Source organism: Prevotella sp. RM4 (assembly GCF_000701965.1).
In the GTDB taxonomy this organism is placed as follows: domain Bacteria; phylum Bacteroidota; class Bacteroidia; order Bacteroidales; family Bacteroidaceae; genus Prevotella; species Prevotella ruminicola.
Map to the genome: position 1 here is coordinate 48,119 of NZ_JNKG01000012.1, position 24,988 is coordinate 73,106.

The 24,988-nt window shown below is 51.5% G+C and carries 17 protein-coding genes and 1 riboswitch; of the genes, 7 read left to right on the top strand and 10 right to left on the bottom strand.

Annotated elements, in window-relative coordinates:
* Positions 1-7: 7 nt before the first annotated feature.
* Together ilvB and ilvD are read right to left on the bottom strand one after the other, a co-directional pair.
* Entirely contained in the window at positions 8-1,717 is a 1,710-nt protein-coding gene (gene ilvB, locus T499_RS0111490; protein ID WP_033151088.1) for a biosynthetic-type acetolactate synthase large subunit, read from the bottom strand.
* 25 nt (positions 1,718-1,742) lie between these two features.
* Positions 1,743-3,545 (bottom strand): dihydroxy-acid dehydratase, encoded by a 1,803-nt coding sequence (gene ilvD, locus T499_RS0111495; protein ID WP_033151089.1) that lies wholly within the window; start codon positions 3,543-3,545, stop codon positions 1,743-1,745.
* Positions 3,546-3,672: 127 nt separating this feature from the next.
* On the opposite strand from ilvD, the gene T499_RS0111500 reads away from it, so the two are divergent.
* Positions 3,673-6,126 (top strand): glycoside hydrolase family 2 TIM barrel-domain containing protein, encoded by a 2,454-nt coding sequence (locus T499_RS0111500; RefSeq protein ID WP_033151090.1) that lies wholly within the window; start codon positions 3,673-3,675, stop codon positions 6,124-6,126.
* On the opposite strand, the gene cbiB is transcribed toward T499_RS0111500, so the two are convergent.
* From cbiB to T499_RS0111530, 6 genes are read right to left on the bottom strand one after another with little or no spacing between them, the layout of a single operon-like run.
* Entirely contained in the window at positions 6,113-7,033 is a 921-nt protein-coding gene (gene cbiB / locus T499_RS0111505) for an adenosylcobinamide-phosphate synthase CbiB (protein WP_033151091.1), read from the bottom strand. The two genes, T499_RS0111500 and cbiB, sit on opposite strands and share 14 nt — an antisense overlap.
* A complete protein-coding gene (locus T499_RS0111510) occupies positions 7,026-8,447 on the bottom strand; it encodes a cobyric acid synthase (protein WP_033151092.1) in 1,422 nt (473 codons plus the stop codon). Before T499_RS0111510 ends, cbiB begins: the two co-directional genes overlap by 8 nt.
* Positions 8,444-9,844 (bottom strand): precorrin-3B C(17)-methyltransferase, encoded by a 1,401-nt coding sequence (cobJ, locus tag T499_RS0111515; protein ID WP_033151093.1) that lies wholly within the window; start codon positions 9,842-9,844, stop codon positions 8,444-8,446. Before cobJ ends, T499_RS0111510 begins: the two co-directional genes overlap by 4 nt.
* 6 nt (positions 9,845-9,850) lie before the next feature.
* A complete protein-coding gene (locus T499_RS0111520) occupies positions 9,851-11,914 on the bottom strand; it encodes a TonB-dependent receptor plug domain-containing protein (protein ID WP_033151094.1) in 2,064 nt (687 codons plus the stop codon).
* Between the two features lie 19 nt (positions 11,915-11,933).
* A complete protein-coding gene (locus tag T499_RS0111525) occupies positions 11,934-13,094 on the bottom strand; it encodes a sirohydrochlorin cobaltochelatase (RefSeq protein WP_052173685.1) in 1,161 nt (386 codons plus the stop codon).
* The gene (locus tag T499_RS0111530; RefSeq protein WP_033151095.1) at positions 13,081-15,195 is read right to left on the bottom strand and encodes a TonB-dependent receptor plug domain-containing protein; all 2,115 of its coding nucleotides are present in this window, start codon (positions 15,193-15,195) and stop codon (positions 13,081-13,083) included. Before T499_RS0111530 ends, T499_RS0111525 begins: the two co-directional genes overlap by 14 nt.
* Positions 15,196-15,249: 54 nt before the next feature.
* Positions 15,250-15,440: riboswitch (cobalamin riboswitch) on the bottom strand.
* A gap of 81 nt (positions 15,441-15,521) precedes the next feature.
* Between T499_RS0111530 and T499_RS0111535 the strand changes: the two genes are divergently transcribed.
* The 4 genes from T499_RS0111535 to cbiD are packed head-to-tail and all read left to right on the top strand — an operon-like array spanning position 15,522 to position 21,578.
* Positions 15,522-16,799, top strand: a complete 1,278-nt coding sequence (locus T499_RS0111535; protein WP_033151096.1) for a cobyrinate a,c-diamide synthase — start codon at positions 15,522-15,524, stop codon at positions 16,797-16,799.
* On the top strand, positions 16,796-18,049 hold the full coding sequence (locus T499_RS0111540) for a bifunctional cobalt-precorrin-7 (C(5))-methyltransferase/cobalt-precorrin-6B (C(15))-methyltransferase (protein ID WP_033151097.1): 1,254 nt from the start codon (positions 16,796-16,798) through the stop codon (positions 18,047-18,049). The genes T499_RS0111535 and T499_RS0111540 overlap by 4 nt, the downstream gene beginning before the upstream one ends.
* On the top strand, positions 18,037-19,812 hold the full coding sequence (gene cobM, locus T499_RS0111545) for a precorrin-4 C(11)-methyltransferase (RefSeq protein WP_033151098.1): 1,776 nt from the start codon (positions 18,037-18,039) through the stop codon (positions 19,810-19,812). Before T499_RS0111540 ends, cobM begins: the two co-directional genes overlap by 13 nt.
* A complete protein-coding gene (gene cbiD / locus T499_RS0111550; protein WP_033151099.1) occupies positions 19,809-21,578 on the top strand; it encodes a cobalt-precorrin-5B (C(1))-methyltransferase CbiD in 1,770 nt (589 codons plus the stop codon). The genes cobM and cbiD overlap by 4 nt, the downstream gene beginning before the upstream one ends.
* Here cbiD and T499_RS0111555 read toward each other — a convergent pair.
* Complete coding sequence (locus T499_RS0111555; protein WP_033151100.1) at positions 21,502-22,521, bottom strand: iron ABC transporter permease; 1,020 nt, start codon at positions 22,519-22,521, stop codon at positions 21,502-21,504. The two genes, cbiD and T499_RS0111555, sit on opposite strands and share 77 nt — an antisense overlap.
* Entirely contained in the window at positions 22,518-23,621 is a 1,104-nt protein-coding gene (locus T499_RS0111560) for an ABC transporter substrate-binding protein (RefSeq protein WP_033151101.1), read from the bottom strand. Before T499_RS0111560 ends, T499_RS0111555 begins: the two co-directional genes overlap by 4 nt.
* Before the next feature lie 76 nt (positions 23,622-23,697).
* Here T499_RS0111560 and T499_RS0111565 point away from each other — a divergent pair, with 76 nt between their 5' ends.
* Both T499_RS0111565 and cobU read left to right on the top strand, forming a co-directional pair.
* Positions 23,698-24,477 (top strand): adenosylcobinamide-GDP ribazoletransferase, encoded by a 780-nt coding sequence (locus tag T499_RS0111565; RefSeq protein ID WP_033151102.1) that lies wholly within the window; start codon positions 23,698-23,700, stop codon positions 24,475-24,477.
* The gene (gene cobU / locus T499_RS0111570) at positions 24,474-24,983 is read left to right on the top strand and encodes a bifunctional adenosylcobinamide kinase/adenosylcobinamide-phosphate guanylyltransferase (protein ID WP_033151103.1); all 510 of its coding nucleotides are present in this window, start codon (positions 24,474-24,476) and stop codon (positions 24,981-24,983) included. Before T499_RS0111565 ends, cobU begins: the two co-directional genes overlap by 4 nt.
* Positions 24,984-24,988: the final 5 nt, after the last annotated feature.

Here is a 24,988-nt window from a genome sequence, read left to right on the forward strand (position 1 = left end):
AAAACCATTAAATCTCAAGCTGCATTTTGTCAACGTCCATACCTGGAGGTGTCATTGGCAGAACATTATCCTCCTCGAGGATGGCGCACTCCAGCAGGAATGGGCCATCGGTAGTAAGCATCTTCTTTACAAGGCCGGGCAGATCCTTACGATCGACTGCTGCCGCATAGTTAATACCATAACCTTTGGCAATGAGCTCGTAGTTAGGGTTCATCATCTTGGTGAACGATTTACGGCGCATCCAGAACATATCCTGCCACTGGCGTACGTTACCCAGGTAGTGATTGTTCATCACAATCATCTTTACAGGCTTCTGCTGCTCCATGATGGTGCCCAGTTCCTGAATACACATCTGGAATCCGCCATCGCCCATAAAGCAGCATACCGTACGGTTAGGGTCGGCAAAGGTAGCACCGATGGCTGCGGGCAAACCGTAGCCCATAGTTCCCAAGCCACCGCTGGTACACAAACTGCGCTTGTGGTGATACTTAAAGTAACGGGTTGCAAACAGCTGGTTCTGACCAACATCCGTAACAAGAACGGTATCGTCTGGAGACATCTCGGCTACCACGTTTACTACCTCGCCCATCTTCAGCGGACCTTCGGTTGGATGGATGGCGGGCTCGATGACCTTTTCGCGCTCCATAGCGTCTAGCTCCTTAAACGAGTCGCGCCACTTCTGATGGTCGTTGGCCTCAATCAGCGCTGTGATAGCAGGTAACGATTCCTTACAATCAGCTACTACAGCTACGTCGGTCTTTACGTTCTTATCTATCTCGCTACGATCGATATCCAAGTGAATAATCTTGGCCTGTTTGGCGTAGGTTTTCAGATTACCAGTTACGCGATCGCTGAAACGCATACCGATAGCAATCAGCACATCGCACTCCTGCTCCTTCAGGTTCACAGCATAGTTACCGTGCATACCCAGCATACCCACATTGAGTGGATGGTTTGATGGCAATGCCGAGAGGCCTAACATGGTACGACCAGCAGGGATATCAGCCTTTTCGAGGAATGCCTGCAGCTCTTTCTGTGCATTACCCAGCTCTACACCCTGACCAACAAGAGCCAAAGGTTTCTTGGCATTATTAATTAGTTCGGCAGCCTTGCGTACAGCCTCGTTATCCAGCTTTGGATAAGGTACATACGAACGAATGAAGTCGCACTTCATGGGCTCCCAGTCGATCTCCTCTACCTGTGCGTTCTTGGTAAAATCGAGTACCACAGGACCAGGACGACCCGTACGGGCAATATAGAAAGCACGACTTACAGCCCAGGCAACATCTTCGGCATGACGAATCTGGTAGCTCCACTTTGAGATAGGCTGCGATACGCCAACCAAATCTACCTCCTGGAAGAAGTCAGTACCCAGAGCGCCTGTTGGCACCTGACCGGCAATCACCACGATAGGTGTAGAGTCCATCATGGCATCGGCTATACCTGTTAACGTATTGGTTACACCAGGACCGCTGGTTACCAAAACTACACCTACCTCGCCACTAACGCGGGCATAGCCCTCAGCGGCATGGGTTGCACCTTGTTCGTGGCGCACCAATATATGGTCGAAACATTTCTTTTCGCCTCGTGTATAATCAAAGAGCGCATCGTAGGTAGGCATGATCGAACCGCCGGGATAACCAAAAATGGTTTTTACACCCTCGGCCTTCAACGCCCTCATCAGCGCCTTTGCACCTGTTATTCTATCCTTCATAATTCATTGTACATTGATCATTGACCATTTAGTCGATTATTCTAACACCGCCTTTATCGGCACTCGATACGCTCTGGGCGTAGGCGCGCAATGCCTTGCTAACCACGCGGTTACGCTTAAGTGGCTGCTGTGGGCGTGCTGCCAGTTCGTCGTCGCTCAGTTTTACGCAGATAGAACGACTGGGGATATCAATCACGATGATATCGCCATCCTTTACTTTGCCGATGTTACCACCATTGGCAGCCTCGGGTGAGATATGACCGATACTCAAACCTGATGTACCACCCGAGAAACGACCATCGGTAATCAGCGCACACTCCTTACCCAGGTGCATGCTCTTAATATAGCTGGTAGGATACAGCATCTCCTGCATACCAGGACCTCCCTTTGGTCCCTCGTGGGTAATCACCACGCAGTCGCCACTCTTTACCTTGCCACCCAAAATGCCCTCGCAGGCATCCTCTTGTGAGTCGAACACCACAGCAGGGCCCTCGAAGTGCCACAGACTCTCATCTACACCAGCGGTCTTAACTACGCAACCGTCCTGGGCAATGTTACCAAACAGTACGGCCAGTCCGCCATCCTTGGTGTAAGCATGGGCCAAGTCGCGGATACAACCGTTTTCGCGGTCGGTATCAAGTGTGCCCCACTCTTCGCTCTGCGATCCCATCTTGGTTGAGAAGCGATTGCCAGGAGCCGTCTGATAAATGCGATTAGCTTCGGCATCTACAGCACCATCCACAATACTATATTTCTGCATGGCCTCGTTGAGTGTCAAGCCATCCACACGTGGGGCTGTGCCATCAATCAATCCACCTTTATTCAGCTCGTTCAGAATACCAAGAATACCACCTGCACGACCGCACTCCTGTACCGAGTACTTCTGGGTGTTAGGAGCCAGCTTACACAAGCAGGGAACCTTGCGGCTCAGAGCGTCGATATCCTTCATGGTGAAGTCGGCACCAGCTTCCTGAGCTACAGCCAACAAGTGCAGCACCGTATTGGTACTACCACCCATAGCGATATCCAGAGCCATCGCATTCATAAAGGCCTTGCGGGTAGCAATATTGCGTGGCAATACGCTCTCGTCGCCATCCTCGTAGTAAGCAAAGGCGTTCTTTACCACCTGACGGGCAGCAGCCTTGAACAGTTCGATACGATTGGTGTGAGTTGCCAAAATGGTACCATTACCAGGCAGCGACAGTCCGATGGCCTCAGTAAGCGAGTTCATCGAGTTGGCTGTAAACATACCCGAGCAGCTACCGCAACCAGGACAAGCACACTGTTCTATCTCCTTGATTTCGTCGTCGGTCACACTTGGGTCGGCACCTTTAATCATGGCGGTAATCAGGTCGGCATTCTCGCCGCGCCATTTACCAGCCTCCATCGGGCCACCACTACAAAACACCGTAGGAATATTCAGTCGCATTGAGGCCATCAGCATACCAGGTGTAACCTTATCACAGTTTGATATGCAAATCATGGCATCGGCCTTATGGGCGTTTACCATATACTCTACGCTGTCGGCAATAATATCACGGCTGGGCAGTGAGTATAGCATACCATCGTGACCCATTGCAATACCGTCGTCGATAGCAATCGTATTGAATTCGGCAGCATAGCAGCCCATCTTTTCGATTTCCTCGCGCACAATCTGACCAATCTCGTGAAGATGTGTATGACCGGGCACAAACTGGGTAAACGAGTTCACAATGGCAATAATGGGTTTGCCAAACTGCTCGTGTTTCATACCCGTGGCTACCCACAATGCGCGGGCTCCAGCCATTCTACGTCCTTCTGTGCAGACTGCGCTGCGTAACTGGTGTTTCATATACCTATTTACTTTTAAAATCCGAAATTTAGCCGCAAAAATACAAATAAACTATCAAATAGCCAACTATTTCGGAAAATTATTAGTAAATTTGCAGCAAAATAATGATTACTAATAACAAATTGAAATGAAAAAGGGACTAATTACAATGCTGTTGGCAGCCCCGTTATTGGTGTTTGCCCAACAGCGACAGGAAATCACATTGAGCGATAACTGGCTCTTCTCACAAAACAAATCCGATTGGCAAACCGTTTGTGTGCCTCACGATTGGGCTATTGCAGGACCGTTTGATAAGAAATGGGACTTGCAGAAGGTGGCTATCGAACAGAATGGCGAAACCGAAGCAACCGAAAAGAGTGGACGTTCGGGTGCCCTACCCTGGATTGGCGAAGGACATTATAAGCGAACCATCACTATCCCAGAAGGTTACAAGCATGCAATGCTGGTGTTCGATGGGGCTATGTCCGAACCTACCGTAAGCATCAACGGCATGCAGGCCGGCTATTGGGCCTACGGCTACAATACCTTCCGCGTGAATATCACCCCATTTATACAAACAGGCGACAACCTGCTGGAGGTTGATCTGCAGAATGTAGAAGAGAGCAGTCGCTGGTATCCTGGCGCTGGTATCTACCGTCCTGTAAAACTGGTACTTACAAAATATGGATGGATTGATCCTTGGAAAACTTATATCCGCACCCGCGAACTGAGTGCCAACCAGGCTGTACTTGATGTAAACGTGGGTATCGGCAGTGCGCTGGATGGTGGTTTAAAATTCGATGTGGAGATTTGCGATGCTACTGGTAAAGTAGTAGCAAGCGGCAGTAGTGACGACCTGAACAACGAAGGCATTGCACAAATGGCTATAACCGTTAATCAGCCCCAGCTGTGGAGCCCTGAGTCACCTTATTTATATACTGCTCGCATCAAATACTCGCAGAGTGGCGAACTGCTTGATGAAGTAACACAGAAGTTTGGTATCCGTACCATCAAATGCTCAAAGGATGGTGGTTTCCAGCTTAATGGCGTATCGCGCAAAATTAAGGGTGTTTGCTTGCATCACGACCTTGGTCCGTTGGGTGCCGCCATCAACAAGAGTGCACTTATCCGACAGATCAAGATGATGAAGGCGATGGGTTGCGATGCAATTCGTACATCGCACAATATGCCCAGTCAGATGCAGATGGATGTTTGCGATTCGTTGGGTATGATGGTGATGGCCGAGAGCTTCGACATGTGGAAATATCCTAAGTGTAAGAATGGTTATGCCCGTTTCTTTGATGAGTGGTGGGAGAAGGACATTACCAATCTGGTACTGGCCAATCGCAATCACCCCAGTATAGTGATGTGGAGTATCGGTAACGAAATCCCTGAGCAGGGCAATAAAGTAGCAGGCCCCAAGATGGCCAAAGCCCTGCAGGACCTGTGCCATCAGCTCGATCCTTCACGCCCAGTTACACAGGGTATGGACCGTGTAGACGAAGCCGTGAACTATGGTTTTGCTGCTGTGATGGATGTTCCAGGTTACAACTACCGACTGCCTAAATATAAACTGTATTACGATAAGCTGCCCCAGGGATTCCTGTTAGGTTCCGAAACGGCTTCAACCGTCAGCAGTCGCGGCGTATATAAGTTCCCTGTCGAGATTAAGGACAACTCGCAGTATGCCTCATGGTCGCCTGGTTATATTCCTGGTGCCGTACTGAACGAAGACGGACAGTGTTCGGCTTATGATGTGGAGCATTGCTCATGGAGTAATCTGCCCGACGACGACTGGGTGATGCAGGACGACCTGCCTTGGGTGATTGGCGAGTTTGTGTGGACAGGCTACGACTACCTGGGCGAGCCCACTCCTTATGATGAGTATTGGCCCTCGCGCAGCAGCTATTTCGGCATCTGCGATTTGGCCGGTCTGCCTAAGGATCGTTATTTCCTGTATCGTTCTAAGTGGAACAAGAATCAGCATACTATCCATCTGCTGCCTCACTGGAGCTTTGGCAAGGAACGCGTTGGCAAGGTAACACCAGTTTATTGCTACACCGATTATCCTGCAGGCGAACTCTTTGTAAATGGTAAGAGTCAGGGTAAGGTAACTAAGAATCCAGCCGAGCGTTTGGACCGTTATCGTCTGCGTTGGAACAATGTGGTTTACAAGCCAGGCGAGGTAAAAGTGGTGGTTTACGACGCCCAAGGCAACAAGGCAGGCGAGCAGACCATCCGTACAGCTGGCAAACCATCAGCCATCGCTTGTGATGTTTGGACACAGCACGATGCCCCATGTCTGAAGGCCGATGGCGACGATTTAGCCTTCGTTACTGTATCACTTACTGATAAGAATGGCATCATGATTCCAGAGGCCGACGATCAGCTTACTTTCGAGGTGACTGGTGCAGGTACCTTCGAGGCAGTTTGTAATGGCGATGCCACCAGCTTAGAGCCATTTAAAGAGCCAACCATGAAGCTGTTTAAAGGTCAGTTGGTAGTTATTGTTCGTGGTGCTAAACAGCCAGGAACAGCCATCTTGAAGGTAACTGATAAGAGCAGAAAACTGAGTAAGACTATCGAGATTAAAGTAGGCTAATAAGACTACTTGCTAACACGATAACAACCATGATGATTTCAGCTGTGCGATTTACTCGTACAGCTGTTTTCATATCTGCTGTAGTCAACTCGCGATCGTTATCACCAATATAAGGTTTATCGAATACTTCGCCGAAATACTTATGTGGTCCACCAAACCTGCAATTCAGAATGCTGGCTAATGCAGCCTCAGGATAACCGCTATTTGGTGAAGCATGACAGCAACCGTATTTGCGCACGAAACCGAGGCACTTTGGGCACCAAATAACCATCAGTAACGCAGTTAAGCGCGCGGGGATGTAGTTGGCTACATCATCGATACGGGCAGCCCAGCAGCCAAACTGCAGGTAGCGTTCGGTATGGTAGCCAATCATCGAGTCGAGTGTGTTCACCATCTTATAAGCCAGCATACCAGGTGTGCCCAATAACATCAACCAGAACAGGGGTGCTATCACACCGTCGCTCAGGTTCTCGGCCAAAGTCTCGAGTGCTGCCGTACGTACCTCCTGTGCCGACAGTTCCGAGGTGTCGCGACCCACAATACGGGCCACCTGCGCCCTACCCTCGTCCAGTGAACGGTCTAAGGCCAGAAACACCTGGCGCACCTCACGTATCAGCGTGGTGCCAGCTAAGCAATAGAATACGATGAGGACATCGAAGATAAGTGAGAACTGAGAACTGAGAACTGAGAGGTATGAATGGATGAGGCATGTGATGGTGAAGACGCCGACTATCAGGGATACGGCCATTACAGCACCTTTCAGTTGGCGATGAGGACCGCGATTCAGATGCTTCTCACCAAAGGCAATCATCCGACCAAACCACACGATTGGATGCGGCAACCTCACTGGGTCGCCGAATATCAAATCGAGTAGCCAACCTATCAATAATGCTATCGGATTAATCATGACTCATTATCTCATAAATACGCTGTATATCAACATGCTGGCGCACGTGGGCTGCCAACTTATTATACTGCTCGTTCTTAAAAGAATCGGCATCCTGCGCTGTGACAGTCTGCTTAGTACCCAACAGATAGTCGATAACCGACTGATTGTCGAGGAAACCGTGAATATATGTACCAATACAATGATCCGTCTGCATGATCATCTCATCGGTATCACTCACGCCCTGATGAATCTCGTAACCCTGACAGGTCTGACCATTAAACTGGAAACTCACCTGACGGGTGGTCTTCTCTGCACTCATGGTGGTGTGGATGGGCAGCAGTCCAAGACCAGGCAGACTGGCTATCGAACCTTCCACACCATCAGGATCATCCACCGAAAGTCCCAGCATCTGATAACCACCACAGATACCTATCACCATCTTACCATCGCGATGGGCGCGCATGATAGTCTGTGCACAACCGTTCCGACGCAACTCCAACAGGTCGTCGAGGGTTGATTTCGTGCCAGGCAGAATGATGATATCAGCCTGCTCCAGATCCGAGATATTATTGGTATAAAACAGGTTCACACGCGGATGACGCTCCAGGGTGTCAAAATCGGTATAATTGGAGATATGTCGCAACAGCACCACTGCCACGTTCACCTTACCAGCTATCAACTGCCGGCGCTTCTGCTCCAGCGCCACCGAATCCTCCTCGTCGATATAGATATCCTTATAGTATGGCACCACGCCTAACACAGGTATCCCACACAGATCCTCGAGCATCCGTCGCCCCTCGTCGAAAAGACGCATATCACCACGAAACTTATTGATGATAATACCCTTGATGAGTTTTCTATCCTCAGGTGTCTGCAGCGCAATACTGCCATAGACCGATGCAAACACACCACCTCTATCAATGTCACCCACCAGTATCACATCCGCCTGCGCATGGCGTGCCATCGGCAGATTCACCAAGTCGGTCGCACGCAAATTGATTTCTGAGATACTGCCAGCGCCCTCCATCACGATGGGATTATAGCGAGCCGCCAAGCGATCGAAGGCTCCGCATACTTCCTGTCGGTAATCGATATCGGAACAGCCCCGCCGCCAGTAGTCGTAGGCATGCTTGTTGCCCAAAGGCTTGCCATGCAGCACCACTTGCGACGTATTGTCAGAACTGGGCTTAAGAAGTAGCGGATTCATATCCGTCTCACAAGGGATGCCAGCCGCCTCAGCCTGTACAGCCTGTGCACGCCCTATCTCGAAACCGTCGGGTGTGGCATAAGAGTTAAGCGCCATATTCTGTGCTTTAAAAGGCGCTGGCGCATATCCATCCTGACGGAAGATGCGACAGAAGGCTGCAGCTAGGATGCTCTTACCCACATCACTGCCTGTACCAACGAACATCAGGGGGTGTAACTTCTTCATAAGTCGCGACCAGGTTTTAGTTGTGCAGCATCATCAAAAGTCAGAATCGCATTACAGAGTGTCGCAGCCAGATTGCTACCGCCTTTACGTCCTTCCACTATCAGTTTGGGAATATCGCGGAAAGGTTTCACCATGTGTTTCGACTCGCACACATGCACAAACCCCACAGGTGCCGCGATGATACCGGCTGGATGCGCTTTGCCTTTGCGCACCAGTTCACACAGTTCCATAAGCGCTGTTGGTGCATTGCCAAAAGCAAACAGTGCATCAGGATGCTCCTCCACAGCCAGACGAATGCCAGCCTGCGTACGCGTGATACCCAAGCGCTCAGCCATCTCAGTAGCACGTGGGTCTGAGAGATAACATTTCACCTCAAGACCCAGTCGCTCTACCGCCCCCTTGCGGATACCACTGGTCACCATCGTCACATCGCTGATGATCGTCTTCAGTGTGCCATCCTTCACCTTCTGATAGAGCGTTTCTACAGCCCCTTCGTCAGAATACAGGATATTCTCCATATCAAAGTCGGCTGTAGTATGGATGGCATGCAGCAGTGCCCATTTATGGTCGAGCGGATAGTCCTGTCGTTTCAGTTCCTTTGTGATGGTGCGGAATGAGGTTATCATGATGTTCTGCCCCACTTTCTCGCCTTCAGCCACCACCTCACGGTAGTAACCGCGTGGCGTAATCAGTCGGCCGTCAGCTATATAGGACTGGGAATTACCGATGATGATGACGGTAAACATATCCACATCCTCAGGGTCGAAAGCGCCGAGAGTCGTCAACTTCACCACCTCGTCGTCGCGACCTGCCTGGCGCACATAGCCCACAGGTGTTTCAGCCGAACGATGCTGCAGGAATATCTCTTGCAAGCGATACAGCTGCCAATAGCGCCCATGCGATTTGGGATTATAGACCGCCGTCACAAAGTCACCCATCGCAGCCGCCACTATGCGACGTTCTATCACCTCCCAAGGCGTCATCAGGTCGCTCATCGAGATGATACACATATCATGCCCGATAGGCGCACCCAACAGTGAGGCAGCCTTCTGGAAGGCGGATATGCCCGGCAGCGACACGATTTCGATATCCGAGCCACGTTCGCGGCGCATCTCATAGATCAAGGGCGTCATACCGTAGATGCCGGCATCACCCGAAGAGATCACCACAACCGTCTTATCCTGTTCGGCCAGTTCAAAAGCCTGTTCAGCGCGCTGTCGTTCCTTCTTCATGCCCGTATCGATACACTCACAGTCGGCCTTTACATAAGGCATGATAAACTGGAAGTAATACAGATAGCCCACTATCACGTCGGCCTGTCGCACTGCCTCGAGCACTGCAGGTGTGATGTCCTGCTGCGAACCAGGACCAATGCCAGCTACGATAATCTTTCCCATATTCTCTTAGTTTTTGAATTTTACTTTCAGTCCTACCACTAGCATGCGTCCTGGTGTGTATAGCGCATACTTGCGCGTAGAAGAGTCTAAGCGACGGTCAACCTTATCGAAGAGATTATCTACACCGATGCTAGGCTCCAGATAAGCCCACTTGGCCACATCAAAGGCATGCGTGGTATGCAGGTTCCACAAACCGAAACCAGGCGCATCTTCATAACTGCCCGTATAATAAGTCTTCGACTGCAATCGTCCATTCAGGTTCACGGTGAGTGCATATTTTCCCCAGGCATGATGGTAGTTGGCTGCCACCGTAGCAGCGTGGCGCATACTGCGCTCCAGCACCGTCCACACCTCACCACTATGGGTGCGGGCATACGTATAGACATAGTTGGCTGAGAGGTTGAAACCACTGAAGAGATTAGCCGACACATTCATCTGCACACCCTTCACGTCGCCTTTATCACTGTTCTGATACAGGGCGTAGCTCACCATTTTGTCGGCCTGGTCCTGTGTCATCTCCGGGAATTCTGTCATGAGCATCTGCCTACTGGCATCATCCACATCCACATTCTGTTTCACCACCATATCGTTGATACGGTTCAGATAGCCCGTCACACTCACAGCCAGAGCCTGTGTGCGATATTCAGCATTCAGTGCGAAGTAATTGCTCTTCTCAGGCTTCAGGTCCTGATTGCCAAAGCTGATCTGTGCCTTACCACGATTCACTGAGAAATAGTGGTAGTAGAGTTCATCGAGCCCAGGTGCACGGAAACCGGCTGAGTAAGTAGCTCGGAATCTGAAGTTTCCCGGTGCATACATCAGTGTGGCTTTTGGTGTGAGATGCTGGTCAAACGTCTCATGATGCGTCAGTCGCAATCCCAGTGTCGCCGTCAGGTTCTTCAGCAGCGTCATCTCGTGCTGGGCATAGGCAGCGAGCGAATACACATGACTGTCGATATTACCGCTGGTGGCATTGAGATTCTCCTTGCGCCAGTCGGCACCGAAGATGGTGGTTGAGTGAGCCGTCAGTCCTAAGATAGTTTTCAACTGTCCCTCCATCATGCGCTGCTTCTTCGACTGCACGTAGTCGCCAATGGCATTGGTCTTCGTGGCCACATCATACTCCTTGCCATAACGGAAACGGTCCACCACGAAATCGGCCTGAATCGAGTTCTTGGCCGTAAACTTATAGATTCCGCCCACGTTCCATCGCAGTCCTTTGTATCGCATCTCGTAGTCGGTACCGCCAGTGATATCGCTGCGTGTTTCTGGGCGATCGGTTATCTTATATGAATAGTCTATACCCGCATTCAGCGCCAAATGCTTATTGGGGGTATAAGTAAATTTCTGTCCGATGATATCAGAGCGATAGCCGGTGAACAGCGGGGCTATCGACGCCTGAGTTTCTGTGTCGGAACCTTTCACCAGTTCCAGGTCGTTGTTACGATAACTGTCGGCCCTATCATGCATGAACGAGGTATAGGAGCCGAAGCCATTCTTAAAGATGTCGAGCCCAACCGACTCGGTGAGCACGCCATGCCCCGACACACGCGTGTCGCTGGTGACGCTCATCATTTCCTGTGTGGGCTGATCGGTGATGATATTGATAACGCCTGCGATGGCATCGCTACCATAGAGTGATGAGGCAGCTCCATCCAGCACCTCGATACGTTTCACGCGCGACATGTTGATACGATTCAGATCCACATTGTTTGAGATGTCGCCCGATAGTTTCTGACCGTTTATCAGAATCAGGATATATTTATTGCCAAGTCCGTTCAGTCTGAGGAAGCTCCCCATGCTGCTGGGAGCCATCGATGCCTGAGGCATCATACGTGTGAGTGCGCCGTCGAAGGTCGTGATACCTTGTTCACGCATCTCCTGACTGGAGAGCACCCTCACAGGTGTGGCTGTTGATTTCAGGCGCTGGTGATGACCAGAACCGGTAACCACAATTGGATTAAGGTTGTAAGAACGACGGACAGCATTCGAGTCCGTCTTATGAATTTGTGAAAAGGCGGTACTCCCCGAAAGGAGTACCACCAGGAAAGAGAAATATTTAATTCTCATTTAACAAAACTAATCTTAATTATTCGGCAGCTGTTGTAGGAGTCGAGAGGGCGTCGTCGGTGCCCAACTTGGCGATAGCCTCACGGGTGTGGTTCATCCACAACTTGCGCACGGCACTACGCTCAGCCAGTCCGGGGATATACTCCTCGCCGCTCTTATACTTCTTCCAGCAAGCCTCAGTGTAGTTGGTCTCATAGGCAGCAGTCTCAATGCCTGCAGCATTAAACATAGAGAACCAGCTCTCGTCATCATCGGGGTCAGCCATGTCGTTATGAGCGTGGTCACCGGCGATACTCATCAGCGGATAGAGCTGAGCCTTCTTAGCACCGTTGGCAGCATAGCTCATGCTCACGGTCACGTCACCTACAGCGATGTCAAAGTCGCCACCAGCCACATGCTCTAGCACATTATCTACATAAGTATCCTCCATATCCACAGTACCTACATAGTAGTTGGTATTGATGTCACGCAGGTAGTTCTCCAGCTGCAGGTAGCGCACGTTACCACCATAGTAGTCGTAACCCTCTGGATTTCCATGACCCATGAAAGCCACGATGCCCTGAGCCACAGCGGCCTTCACGTCAGCCTCGTTGTTCAGTGTGGTAGCCAGTGTCTTGGCGTCGCTCTCCTCAGCCATCAGTGGGGTACCTACAACCACCTGGCGGTCCAGACTCTTCATGTAAGCATCAGTGAAGTCGCCATTACGGTTGTTCATGAAGTCCTTCACATAGCTGTCGCGCACACGGCGATACTCTTCACCAGGGATTACCTGCAGCGACTGTACCACCACCTGCTTGTAACCAGCCAGACCGATAGCAGTGAGCCAGTGCTCTGGGTCGTAGTAGTCCTTTGGATCCACATTCTCACCCGCACGGGCATTGTTGATACAGATGGCCGAAGAGAATGAGAGATATACATCCCATCCACCGAACTGAGCCTTGTAGTCATCCACCACCTTATCAAAGGTATCGTAAGCCTGCTCCCAGGTAGAGCCGAAGGCTACCAGCAGGATCACCTTGTCACTCTTCTTCTGTGCATTCACAGTCTGGTTCACAGCCTGCTGATACCTGTCATAGTTCGACTGTGTTGATTTGTTGTCATCATCGCTGTCGCAAGCTGTAAACAGTGCGCTGCCCACTACTGTCAGCATGGCCAGCATCAAAAACTTAATCTGTTTCATTGTTGTTGTAATTAAAATTAGACTTATACTTATTTGATAGTTTCTTACCTTGATTGAATCTCAGCGTGAGCGAGGCATAGATAGTTCTGCCTGGCGAGGTGGTGCCCAAATGCAGTCCGTGAGGCGTGCGGTCCACGAAATCAAAGATGTTGTCGATACCGGCATCCACTTTCAGCAGTCGGCCTATCTGATGATTGGTTGAGAGTCGCCACAATTGATAACCCTTGCCGTCGCCGTCTATCTGATAGTAGCGCTTACTGCTCAAGCGTCCGTAGATACCCACGCCCAACTGGTATTTCTTTGAGAACTGATGGTTCCAGGTGGCATATACGTTGGCCTTGTGATGCGCCATACCGTCGATGGTCACCTTCTGCATCACGTCGTTCTCAGTGTCATACTGGTTGGCTTCGGTGTCCAGATAGCTGTAGCTACCACCAGCGGTGAAGTGCTTACCCTGATAGCGCACGGTGAAATCCACGCCATAGGTCTTGGCATCTTCCATATTCTGATATTGACGCACACGGATGGGGTCGTATTTCGTAATCAGTTCGCCCGGAGCCTGCTTGGTAGGTATGGTCACCAGCGTGATCATGCGGTCCACCTTATTAATATAAGGCGCCAAGGTCAGCGTCAGGTGCCCGATGGTATATTCCACGCTGGCACCGAAATAATTCGAGGTCTGTGCCTTCAGGTCTTCATTGCCCAGGTAGAGATACACACCATTCATATTCTTGATATACTGATAGTGCAACTCCTTAGGCGTAGGTGTCTTGTAACCCTGACTCCAGGTGGCTCGCAGTCGCAGGTCGCCCAACTTCAGCATGGCTGACAGTTTGGGTGTCAGTCGGGTGCCGAATCCCTCATTGCGGGTCAGTCGCAAACCGCCTGTGATGTAGAGTGGATCCAGCAGTGCCCACTCGTCCTGCACATACAGTGCTTCGGTATTGTCAGTCGCTTTTCCGCCAGCCACACGCATCGGCGCTTTCAACCAGTCGTAGCGATACTCCAGTCCGGCACTCAACTGCTGCTCATAGGGCAACGCAAAGATTCCTTTCAGCGAGATGTTAGTCAGTCGTTGGTCGCTCTGCAGTTCCTTATCACCGGGGAAGTAAGGGAAATAATTGGTAAAACGGCCGTTCACATAGCCATCCGTCAGCGTGGTATCGGTATAGGCGTAGTTATAGGCATGCTTCTTCCAGTCGGCATCCAGCGTAATCACGTCGGTCTTGTTCAGCTTCCACTTACCACCAACCGACGCCGACGCATTGTTGTACTGCAGATCCCATGTCTTCACGTCCACACCGGGATGATGACCGCAGGGGCGATAGATGCGCTTCCAGTAGATGCTACCGTCGGCATAGAGTTCGATGGCAGGCGTGAGCTGATAAGTCAGTCGCTCAGCTATCTGCCAGTTGGTATGCCGGTTCACCGTCTTGTTGCGCGAGTCGGTGATGTGGTATTCCGTTTGTTGGATAGCTTCCTCGGCGGTGTTCTGCCAACCGTCGGAGTGCTGCAATTGGAAGTTGGTGTAGCTCGACAGTTTACCATAGTTGAGCGCCACGCCGTTATGCTGCCTGATGTCGCCATAAGAGCCCACGCGCGTGGTGTTCTCCACCATCACGCCCTGTTCGCGATGCTTGCGGGTGATGATATTGATCACACCTGCTATCGCATCACTGCCATAGAGGGCACTCGAGGCCCCTTTCACGATTTCTATTTTCTCGATGTTGTGCGGGTCGATAAGACTCAGGTCGTTCTCGCCACCATTATCACCATGCAGGCGCCTACCGTCTATCAGTATCAGCACATACGCGTTGCCCAGACCATTCATCTGCAGTCTGCTACTCATATCGTTCTCGCTGAAATCGAACGATGCCGTCAGTCCCGACAGGATATCCTCGATACTCTTGCCGGCATACTGCTGCAACTGCCGGCGACTGATTACTTCGGTCTGCACGGGCGCATCTTTCAGCAGGTGCTGCGTACCAGTACCTGTCACCACCACCTCCTGCAAACTATCAGCACGCCAAATGTCCGTCTGGGCATTTACACCAATAGCAAGCAAACTCAGGCCTATTGCCAATTGCTTCTCTAGTTTCATTACTTTCAAATTATCACAACCGCTAACTCCTGAACGGTCTAAAGTTAAATTGTCAATCTTCAATTGACATTCGGCAGGTCTTCTGACTTTCCTCAGTCTGCCTTACCTTCCCGAGCCTGTGGCTCAGTGGCGTTATACAGGCAAACCCTTTTTGCGAGGATTACAGCTGCAGGTACAGTTACGGATTCTCACCGTATTCCCTTTTCATCGTAGTGGCATCGGCCACCAGATGACCTTATTTTGGCGACAAAGGTACAACTTTTTTCGGTTAACCACACATATTTAGCAGAAAATTTATATATTTGCACCCAAATCAACTTCAGAAGATGCCGAACAAGACAGCGTTTATGATAGCAGCACCCACCAGTGGCTCAGGCAAGACAACCATTGCCCGAGGCCTGATGCAGTGGTTCACCCAGAACGGTTACCGGGTGCAGCCCTTCAAGTGCGGGCCCGATTATATCGACACTAAATTCCACACAGCTGTCTGTTGGCACCCGTCGGTCAATCTCGATACCTTTATGACTACGCCCGCACACGTACGCGCGCTATTTGCGCACTACGGGGCTGATGCTGACATCTGTATCGTCGAAGGTATGATGGGCCTTTATGATGGCTACGATCGCGAACTGGGTTCGTCGTACGACATCGCCCGCGTGCTTGATATTCCCGTGATTCTGGTGGTCGATGCCAAGTCGGCAGCCTACTCGATGGCAGCCCTCTTATCGGGCTTTATCCACTTCCGCGGCGACGTTTATATCGCCGGTATAATATTTAACAAAGTTGGTTCGCAGCGCCACTTCAACATGCTGCGCGAAGTGTGCGATGAGCTCCATGTCAAGTGCCTGGGCTACCTGCCTAAATCGCCCGACCTGGAGCAAAATTCACGCTATCTGGGGCTCGATTTCTCTCAGCTACCCGAGTCAGACCAGCTGACTGCCCTTTTAGAGGAGAATATCGACCTTCCATCTCTCAAAAGTCTCACTACCACGCTCCTTGACGAGGTAGAGTCCAAAACAAGAAACTGCGAGTTCCAGCATCTGGAAACGAAAACGCTTATAGCCAGGAATCATGAAAGTTTTTCGTTCATCTATCAGGAAACTTTAGACCAGTTTGGCGACGTCATTTTCTTCGATCCTGAGAAAGATGTGCCAACTTTTGATGGCATCGACCTGCTCTATCTGCCAGGCGGTTATCCTGAGAAGCATTTGGAGGCTTTGACAGCCAATCAGGCTTGTCTGCATGCTATCAAAAAATTTGCGGAGGATGGCGGCAGGATTGTTGCTGAATGTGGCGGTATGATGTACCTCTGTCAAGCCATCATTACCGACGATGACAGCTACCCCATGTGCGGTGTACTGCCCTACTCGATCACTGCCCGCAAAGCTGATCGCAAGCTGTCCTTAGGCTACCGCCAGTTCACCCTCGATGGCAAGACCTATCGAGGGCACGAATTCCATTACACGCAATTCATCGGCGATCCCCCTGAGAGTATCACCCAAGTCTATAACGCTAAAGGTGAGCCTGTACCAACGCCCGTATTCAGATATCACAACGTACTGGCCAGCTACACGCACCTTTATCAAATACCCAGCATCCTATGAAATTCATCGTCATTGGTATCACAGACAACCCCAACCCCTATTTTCCCCCTGAGGTGATGGCCATCATACGCGATGGAAAGGTGTTTTCTGGCGGCAAGCGCCACCATGAGATTGTAGCCCCGCTGCTACCTGCAGATGCCGAATGGATAGACATCACTGTACCGCTCGATGCCGTATTTGATAAGTACTCTCAACATGCATCACTCCACTCGACCTTTGGTCGCTCGCAAAGCGAGAACACTAGACACTCAACAGAAATCATCGTCTTTGCTTCTGGAGATCCGCTGTTCTTTGGGTTTGCGAATACGATTCGTAGGAAGATGCCAGATGCTGAAATCATCGTCTATCCTACCTTCAACTCGCTGCAGTTGCTGGCCCACCGATTGGTGATGCCCTATCACGACATGCGTATCGTGTCGCTCACAGGGCGCCCCTGGGCAGAATTCGACAGAGCACTCATCGAGCGCGCACCGAAGATAGGTATCCTAACCGACCGCGAACATACACCTGCCACGATAGCCCAGCGCATGACCGACTACGGATATACCGATTTCATCATGCACGTAGGCGAGAAATTAGGCAATCCATCGGAAGAGCACCTTTCTACGCTTTCGCCGAAAGAGGCAATCCATCGTGATTTTGCCATGCCTAATTGCATCATCCTGGAACACCGTGGCGCAGTGCCATCACGACCATTCGGCATTCCCGATGCTGCCTTCACGCTCCTCGACGGGCGCGAAAAAATGATCACCAAGATGCCCATCCGCTTGTTGACGCTGCAGGCCCTCCAGTTGACCGGTCGCCATGTGCTCTGGGATATCGGCTTCTGCACAGGTAGCGTCAGCATCGAGGCGCGACTGCAGTTCCCACACCTGCAAATAGAGGCTTTCGAGATTCGTCCTGAGTGCGAATCCATCATCCAGCAGAACACCCGGAAGTTTGGCGCGCCAGGCATCCATACCCATATAGGCGACTTCCTTGAAACAGACTTGACCACCCTTCCAAAACCCGATGCCGTGTTCATTGGCGGACATGGAGGAAAACTTAAAGAAATCATAGCTAAGTTACTGACAGTCATATCAGATAACGGTATCATTGTATTCAATAGCGTCACCTCACCGAAGGTCACCACCGACAGTCATCAGCTCTGGGATGAAGCCTGTGCCGAACTCGGTTTGCAGCAATTCCCACCCCAACGCATACAGTTAAATGATTATAACCCCATAGAGATATTATCATGCAAAAAATAGCCATCATTCAGATTAGTGATGCTGGCAGCGAAATCGCCAGTCAGTTGCAGTGCGAACTCGGTGCCGAACTCATCCAACGAACCGATGTTGGTAACCAATGGGCAGCCTATGATGCCTTCGTTTTCATCGGTGCCATGGGCATTTGCGTGCGCACCATCGCCCCTTACATCGAAGACAAGCATACCGACCCGGCCGTGGTCTGCATCGACAGTTTCGGGCTCAACGTCATCTCCGTTCTCTCCGGCCATATCGGTGGCGCCAACGACCTGACACGCCACATTGCCGCCCATCTTGGTGCGCACGAAGTGATCACCACCCAGAGCGACAATGCCGGATTGTGGCCACTCGACACGCTGGACAAGCAGTTCAACTGGAATATGGTGGGGTTTGACGATATCAACGCGTGCATCAGCGCTTTCGTGAATCGCGAGCCCACTGCACTGCTCATGGATATCCGCGACGCAGGTACCGACTTCCTGGAGCGCACCCTGCCCGACCATGTCACCATCGTCAACAGCATAGATGAGGTTACCCCCAAAAGATTCAGACTGCTAATCCAGGTGACGCCCTACATCATCGACACCCCACCAGGCGTACTCAAGGTGTGCTATGTGCCAAAGGTAGGCGTACTGGGATTTGGTCTGGCTAGTCATCCTGCCAACAACGAGCACATCCTTGAAGAAATCGACGAGGCTATCACTGACAACGATATCATGCCTTGCTACAAGCGCTTCTGCACCATCGATGTGAAGCGGGATGAGGAGTTCTGCGCCGAGCTCAGAAAAGAACCAAATAGCGAGGTGGTTTATTACACCGCCGAGGAGTTGGCCAAGGTAGAAGTACCCAATCCCAGTCCTACCGTAGAGAAACATGTAGGAACGCCCTCTGTCTGCGAGGCAGCCGCCATTCTCGGGTCTAATCACGGACAACTGATTGTCCCAAAGATAAAAGGCAAGAACTGGACGGCGGCCTTGGCCATCGACCGCAAATACCTGCGCGAGCAGAAAGGACACATAGAGATTGTAGGTGCCGGACCGGGCAATCCCGACCTGATTTCGGTGCGTGGCCGCAATATGCTCGAAAGGGCTGATTTGATACTCTATGCAGGCTCACTTGTTCCAAAGGCTTTGACGGAGTGCCACAAGCCAGGAGCAGTAGTTCGTTCGTCAGCTGATATGGCACTCGAGGAACAATGCGAGCTGATGAAGAAGTTCTATGACGAGGGCAAATTCATCGTGCGCCTCCATACAGGCGACCCATGTATCTTTGGTGCCATTCAGGAACAGATGGCCTTTTTTGATGCCCACCAGATGGAGTATCATATCACCCCAGGCATCAGCTCGTTCCTGGCGGCAGCAGCCGAACTGCAGAGTCAGTTCACGATTCCAGAGCGCTGTCAGACGATTATTCTGACCCGTGGCGAAGGACGCACACCCATGCCCGAGAAAGAACAGTTGCACCTGTTGGCCAAGAGTCAGAGCACGATGTGCATCTTCCTCTCAGCCAGTATCGTAGATGATGTGCAGCGCGAACTTCTGCAGGAATATCCTGCAGACACCCCCGTGGCTGCCTGCTATCACCTCACCTGGCCCGACCAGAAGATCTATCGCGGAGTACTTAAAGATTTAGCTCAGATAGTTCACGATAACCACTTGACGCTCACCACAATGCTCGTCGTTGGCGAAGCCATCGACAACCGTCAAGGACTGTCTGAACTCTATTCAAAAAACTTCACTCATCTATTCCGAAAAGGCAAAGCATGATACTGGTATTTGGTGGAACAACAGAGGGACGCAAAGCCGTGGAGGTGCTGGAAGAAGGGGGTTCGCCCTACTTCTACAGCACAAAGACCGGCGAGCAGGACATCACGCTGCAGCATGGTGTGCGCATAGACGGCGCACTCGATGAGGCAGCAATGATGCACTTTTGCACCGAGCACGGCATCCGGATGATAGTGGATGCCGCCCACCCCTTTGCAGCACTGTTGCACCAGACCATTGCCAAGACTGCCAGCGCACTCTCGCTGCCCGTAGTACGCTTTGAACGCATATACCCGCCATGCGACCCTGCCATCACCTGGATTGACGACTACACCCAGATACCACGCGACATCCATAGCCTTCTCGCCACCACCGGCGTGCAGAGCATCAGCAAACTGAAACCGCTCGAGGCCGATGGAATCAGTATCTTTTATCGCATCCTCAACCGACCGTCGTCGATCGCCTTAGCTCTGAAACAAGGTGCCACCCAAGCGCAGCTATGCTATTACGACGACCCTAACGATATACCCGTTCAAGCAGACGCTATCTTATTGAAAGAAAGCGGTTTATCAGGCGGATTTACAGAAAAAGTAGAAGCAGCCAAAGCCTGCGGCATGCGGGTGATAGCCATCAAGCGCCCAGAACAGCCCAAATCATTCATCGTGGTTGACGGTCCTTACGGGCTACGGAGAATGGTAGAGAAGCTACTGCCAGAGTTCTATCCCCTGCATAGCGGACTCACCACGGGCACCTGTGCCACAGCAGCAGCGGTGGCAGCCTGCATCCGACTGACTTCAGGCGAGATGCCTGCCGAAGTGCCTGTGATGCTGCCTAACGGCGAGACCATCCATGTAGCAGTGAGCTATGGCGACGACTATGCCGCCTGCATCAAAGAAGCCGGCGACGACCCGGATGTTACCAATGGCATCGAGGTCAGGGCCCAGGTCACCGAATCCGATCACTTTGAGATTCTTGGTGGCGAAGGTGTTGGCAGGTTTACGCTGCCTGGCTTCGATTATCCCCCAGGCGAGGCTGCCATCAACAAGGCCCCACGGGAGATGATTCGCCAGAACTTAGAAAGATTGAAGATGGAAGATGGAAGATTGAAGATTGTGATTAGTGTGCCGCAGGGGGCTGAGATTGCGCGCAGGACTTTTAATCCGCGATTGGGGATTGAAGGGGGCATCTCCATCATTGGTGTTTCGGGCATCGTAAAGCCGTTTAGTGAGGAGGCGTTTGTGGATAGTATCCGTAAGTGTATGACGGTGGCTAAGGCGTCTCAATCGGCAAGAGTGGTGATCAATAGCGGCGGAAAGAGTGAGCGGTTTGTGAAGGCCCTCTACCCCGAGCTGCCCCAACAGGCGTTTGTGGAGTATGGCAACTATATTGGCGAGACGCTCAAGATAGCCCACGAACTGGATATACGCAGCATCACACTCGGCGTGATGATAGGCAAAGCCGTCAAACTGGCGGCTGGTCATCTCGACACGCATAGCAAACGCGCCACCATGGATAAGGCGTTTATCAGTGAGATGCTGCACGAGGCCCATTGCGATATCGACATCAGCGATATCACCTTGGCACGCGAGATATGGGAGAGACTCTCCCTAGAACAACAACAGGATTTTGCCGACGTCATCATCAGCCATTGCGCCGCTTATTGTCAACCGCTACTGCCCAATGGCGAGTTGACTATTCTTCTGATTGCCGACGACGGAACAATACTACCGCTATCACCGGCGCACCAACCAGTGCCGTCACGGAGTTAACGGGCAGTGCACCCTCGAAACCAGGCATACGGGCTATGAGATTGCATACCAGCGCCAAGGCCGCCCCACAAAACATCGTGGCAGGCATCAGCACGCGGTGATCGCTACTGCCAAACAAGGCGCGCGCCAGATGGGGCACCGCCAATCCGATAAACATGATAGGTCCGCAATAAGCTGTGACGATGGCCACCAGCACACCCGAGCTCAGAATCACCAGCAGTCGGGCACGCTTGATGTTCAGTCCCAGATTGGCAGCATATCTATCGCCCAGAAGCAGCAGATTCATCGGTTTCACCAGCAGGCAGGCCAGCGGCAGCAGCACACACATCAGTACCACAAACAGCACCATTTCATCGCCCGATACGCGCGAGAACGAGCCTAAGCCCCACACCACAAATGCCTTCACATCCTCTTCGGGCGAGAGAAACTTCAGTACACCGATGATGGCATTGGCCAGATAACCTATCATCACACCGATAATCAGCAGCGTCACATTTCCCTTCACCTTCTGCGAGAGCCATACGATGAGCATCATCACCGCCAGGGCACCGATGATAGCCGCCACACTCATGGCAGCATCGCCCAGATAACCCAGTCGGCTCAGTGCCACGCCACCTATCCTACCCGACAGTAGCACCACGAAAGCCACACCAAGCGCCGAACCATTGGAGATACCCAATACCGAAGGTCCTGCCAACGGATTGCGGAACACCGTCTGCATCTGCAGTCCGCTCACCGCCAGTCCGGCACCAGCCACAACAGCCGTCATCACCTGTGGCAGTCGTGATTGCCAGATAATATTCGTCCATATCTCGTTGGAGATATCCCCAGCCAGAATGCGGCACACATCCCCCACCGGAATCTCTACCGACCCCAGCAGCAGGTTTACAATCGCCAGCACAGCGATACCCAGCAACAGTGCTATGAACTTCGGTGCTTTCATTTCAGCAAGCGATAGAATGTAGGTTTATAATCAGACTCCACCAGTTCTGGATGGAAGATAGCCACAAAATCCTTCAGCAGCACGTCGGGCCTCACGGGCGATATCTCGTAATAGGCCGTCTGCTTCATGTTGCAGTAGATCACCTTTTTCTCCTTATAAGCCTTGAAGAGCTCGTTGCGCGGTTCAGATGCCTTCAGCGCCTCGTACGAGAACTCACCGGGATAACTATTCAAGATGCGCCAGTAGTCGGCATTGGCCGCCATGGCGTACATCTTCTCAAACTCCAAGTCTTCGCCACTGGTCTCCTCATCGTCGATCACGTAGTCGGCTCCTGCATCGCGGAATATCTGAGCCAGATAGTTCTTGCCGCCCACCGCATGCCAGTTGCCGTAGTGCATCTCACCACTCAGCACGGTGGGGCGTTTTGTCACGTTCTGTGTTTTCTCTTTCAGAGCGTTATACCGACTCTCTATACCGGCAAACACCTCGTTGGCCTGCTGCTCCTTACCTATCAGCATACCCACAAACTTGATCCATTCAGCCTGTCCCAGTGGGTCGAGCTCTTTATAGCCCAGATGGGGCACTAGTGTGATACCCGTCTCCTTGATGGCATCATAACCGCCACGTTTAGAAGGAGATATCAGGATTATCTGAGGATTTGCTGCAAGCACTATTTCGGTATCAAAATTACCCTCCATACCTATCTTTACAATCTTGCCTTCCTTCACGCGTTGCAGGATATCCTGGTTATAGAGGTTCTTGGTGCCGGTGATACCCTTCACCACATCGTGGGCATCCAGGGCGGTGAAATTCGAGAGTTGCAGTGCCGTCATACAGATGGTGCGCGTGATGGGCACCTGAATCCTGGTATAGCCCTCAGGCGCGTCGGCATCCGATTTCATCAGTGCAAAATGATACTTTTCACCGATATTCACCAGTCGCACGCCGGCCGAATCCTTCACGCTGAACCCTGTGGCATATTTCACGGTGATAGCAGCGGTAGAGTCGGCCTCACCATCGCCCTGCGCCTGTTGCACACCCTTACCCTTGCACCCCACAAAGAGTGCTGCAGCCACTATCATCCATGCTATTTTCTTCATTTTTTATCATTTTATTGGTTTCGTGTGTGCAAAAGTACAAAAAGTTTTCATATCTTTGCCCTCAAAAACGAAAATTATGCAGATAAATATTGATCAGACACATTGGTACGACCGTGTTTGGGCGGCATTGATATTTTTTACGCGGTTGCCTTTCTGGCGATTGCATCAGCCGCCTAAGGCTTGTTATGCCACGGTAGTGGAACACTGGCCACTGACAGGTTGGCTCACCGGCGGCACCATGGCTGCCACGCTCTATTTCGGCAGTTGGTATCTACCTTATTCGATAGCCGTATTGCTGGCCATCGTGGTACGACTCCTGCTGACAGGCGCGCTTCATGAAGACGGATTGGCCGACTTTCTGGATGGTTTTGGTGGTGGCGGCAGCAACCGCGATCGTATCTTGGCCATCATGAAAGATTCGCATATCGGCACCTATGGCGTTATCGGTTTGATTTGCTACGAAGTGTTGCTATTTGCTGCTTTGTTCGCCATGCCTCCCGCTTTGGCAGCACTCACCATCTTGGTCGCCGATCCATATGCCAAAATGGTTACTTCGCAACTCATCATTATGATGCCATATGCCCGCAATATCGAGGAGTCGAAAGCTCGTACCGTATATCGTAAAATCAGTGTAAAGGCTGGTATAGGGTTAGCCATTCAAGGGCTCCTGCCAATGGCGGCTTACATCTGGTACACGGGCATGCGCTGGGATCTGATTATCTTCCTTCCTGCCCTCGTGATGTATTTCCTTTATCTGCTCATCTGGCGCAAGATTCACGGCTATACCGGCGACTGCTGTGGCGCCGTTTGCTTGTTGGTTGAGTTGAGTGTTTATTTGGTTGTTTGTACGCAATGAAAAAGATTATATTGATTACAGGCGGTCAGCGCTCGGGTAAGAGCACCAAAGCCGAAGAGCTGGCCCTACAGCTGAGTCCCCATCCCGTTTATCTGGCTACGGCTCACATCTGGGACGAAGAGTTTCGTGAACGAGTACGTAAGCACCAGGAGCGTCGCGGTCCGGAGTGGACGAATATCGAGGAGGAGAAATACCTCTCGAAGCACGACCTCACGGGGCGTGTGGTGGTGATAGACTGCGTGACGCTGTGGCTGACGAACTGGATTTCGACTGAAACCACCGACATCGACACAATCCTAACAGCAGCGAAACAAGAGTTCGACCGATTCACCGCTCCCGATGCCACCTACATTTTCGTAACTAATGAGATAGGACTGGGTGGTGTGAGCACCAACCAACTGCAGCGGCGCTTTACCGACCTGCAAGGTTGGATGAACCAATACATCGCCCAGAAGGCCGACGAGGTGATTCTCATGGTCAGCGGCATCCCAGTAAAAATCAAATAAATCCG

Bases quoted from the DNA above. Each gene is read 5' to 3' on its own strand.
- ilvD (WP_033151089.1), bottom strand. From the start codon at position 3,545: ATGAAACACCAGTTACGCAGCGCAGTCTGCACAGAAGGACGTAGAATG.
- T499_RS0111500 (WP_033151090.1), top strand. From the start codon at position 3,673: ATGAAAAAGGGACTAATTACAATGCTGTTGGCAGCCCCGTTATTGGTG.
- cbiB (WP_033151091.1), bottom strand. From the start codon at position 7,033: ATGATTAATCCGATAGCATTATTGATAGGTTGGCTACTCGATTTGATA.
- T499_RS0111510 (WP_033151092.1), bottom strand. From the start codon at position 8,447: ATGAAGAAGTTACACCCCCTGATGTTCGTTGGTACAGGCAGTGATGTG.
- cobJ (WP_033151093.1), bottom strand. From the start codon at position 9,844: ATGGGAAAGATTATCGTAGCTGGCATTGGTCCTGGTTCGCAGCAGGAC.
- T499_RS0111520 (WP_033151094.1), bottom strand. From the start codon at position 11,914: ATGAGAATTAAATATTTCTCTTTCCTGGTGGTACTCCTTTCGGGGAGT.
- T499_RS0111525 (WP_052173685.1), bottom strand. From the start codon at position 13,094: ATGAAACAGATTAAGTTTTTGATGCTGGCCATGCTGACAGTAGTGGGC.
- T499_RS0111530 (WP_033151095.1), bottom strand. From the start codon at position 15,195: ATGAAACTAGAGAAGCAATTGGCAATAGGCCTGAGTTTGCTTGCTATT.
- T499_RS0111535 (WP_033151096.1), top strand. From the start codon at position 15,522: ATGCCGAACAAGACAGCGTTTATGATAGCAGCACCCACCAGTGGCTCA.
- T499_RS0111540 (WP_033151097.1), top strand. From the start codon at position 16,796: ATGAAATTCATCGTCATTGGTATCACAGACAACCCCAACCCCTATTTT.
- cobM (WP_033151098.1), top strand. From the start codon at position 18,037: ATGCAAAAAATAGCCATCATTCAGATTAGTGATGCTGGCAGCGAAATC.
- cbiD (WP_033151099.1), top strand. From the start codon at position 19,809: ATGATACTGGTATTTGGTGGAACAACAGAGGGACGCAAAGCCGTGGAG.
- T499_RS0111555 (WP_033151100.1), bottom strand. From the start codon at position 22,521: ATGAAAGCACCGAAGTTCATAGCACTGTTGCTGGGTATCGCTGTGCTG.
- T499_RS0111560 (WP_033151101.1), bottom strand. From the start codon at position 23,621: ATGAAGAAAATAGCATGGATGATAGTGGCTGCAGCACTCTTTGTGGGG.
- T499_RS0111565 (WP_033151102.1), top strand. From the start codon at position 23,698: ATGCAGATAAATATTGATCAGACACATTGGTACGACCGTGTTTGGGCG.
- cobU (WP_033151103.1), top strand. From the start codon at position 24,474: ATGAAAAAGATTATATTGATTACAGGCGGTCAGCGCTCGGGTAAGAGC.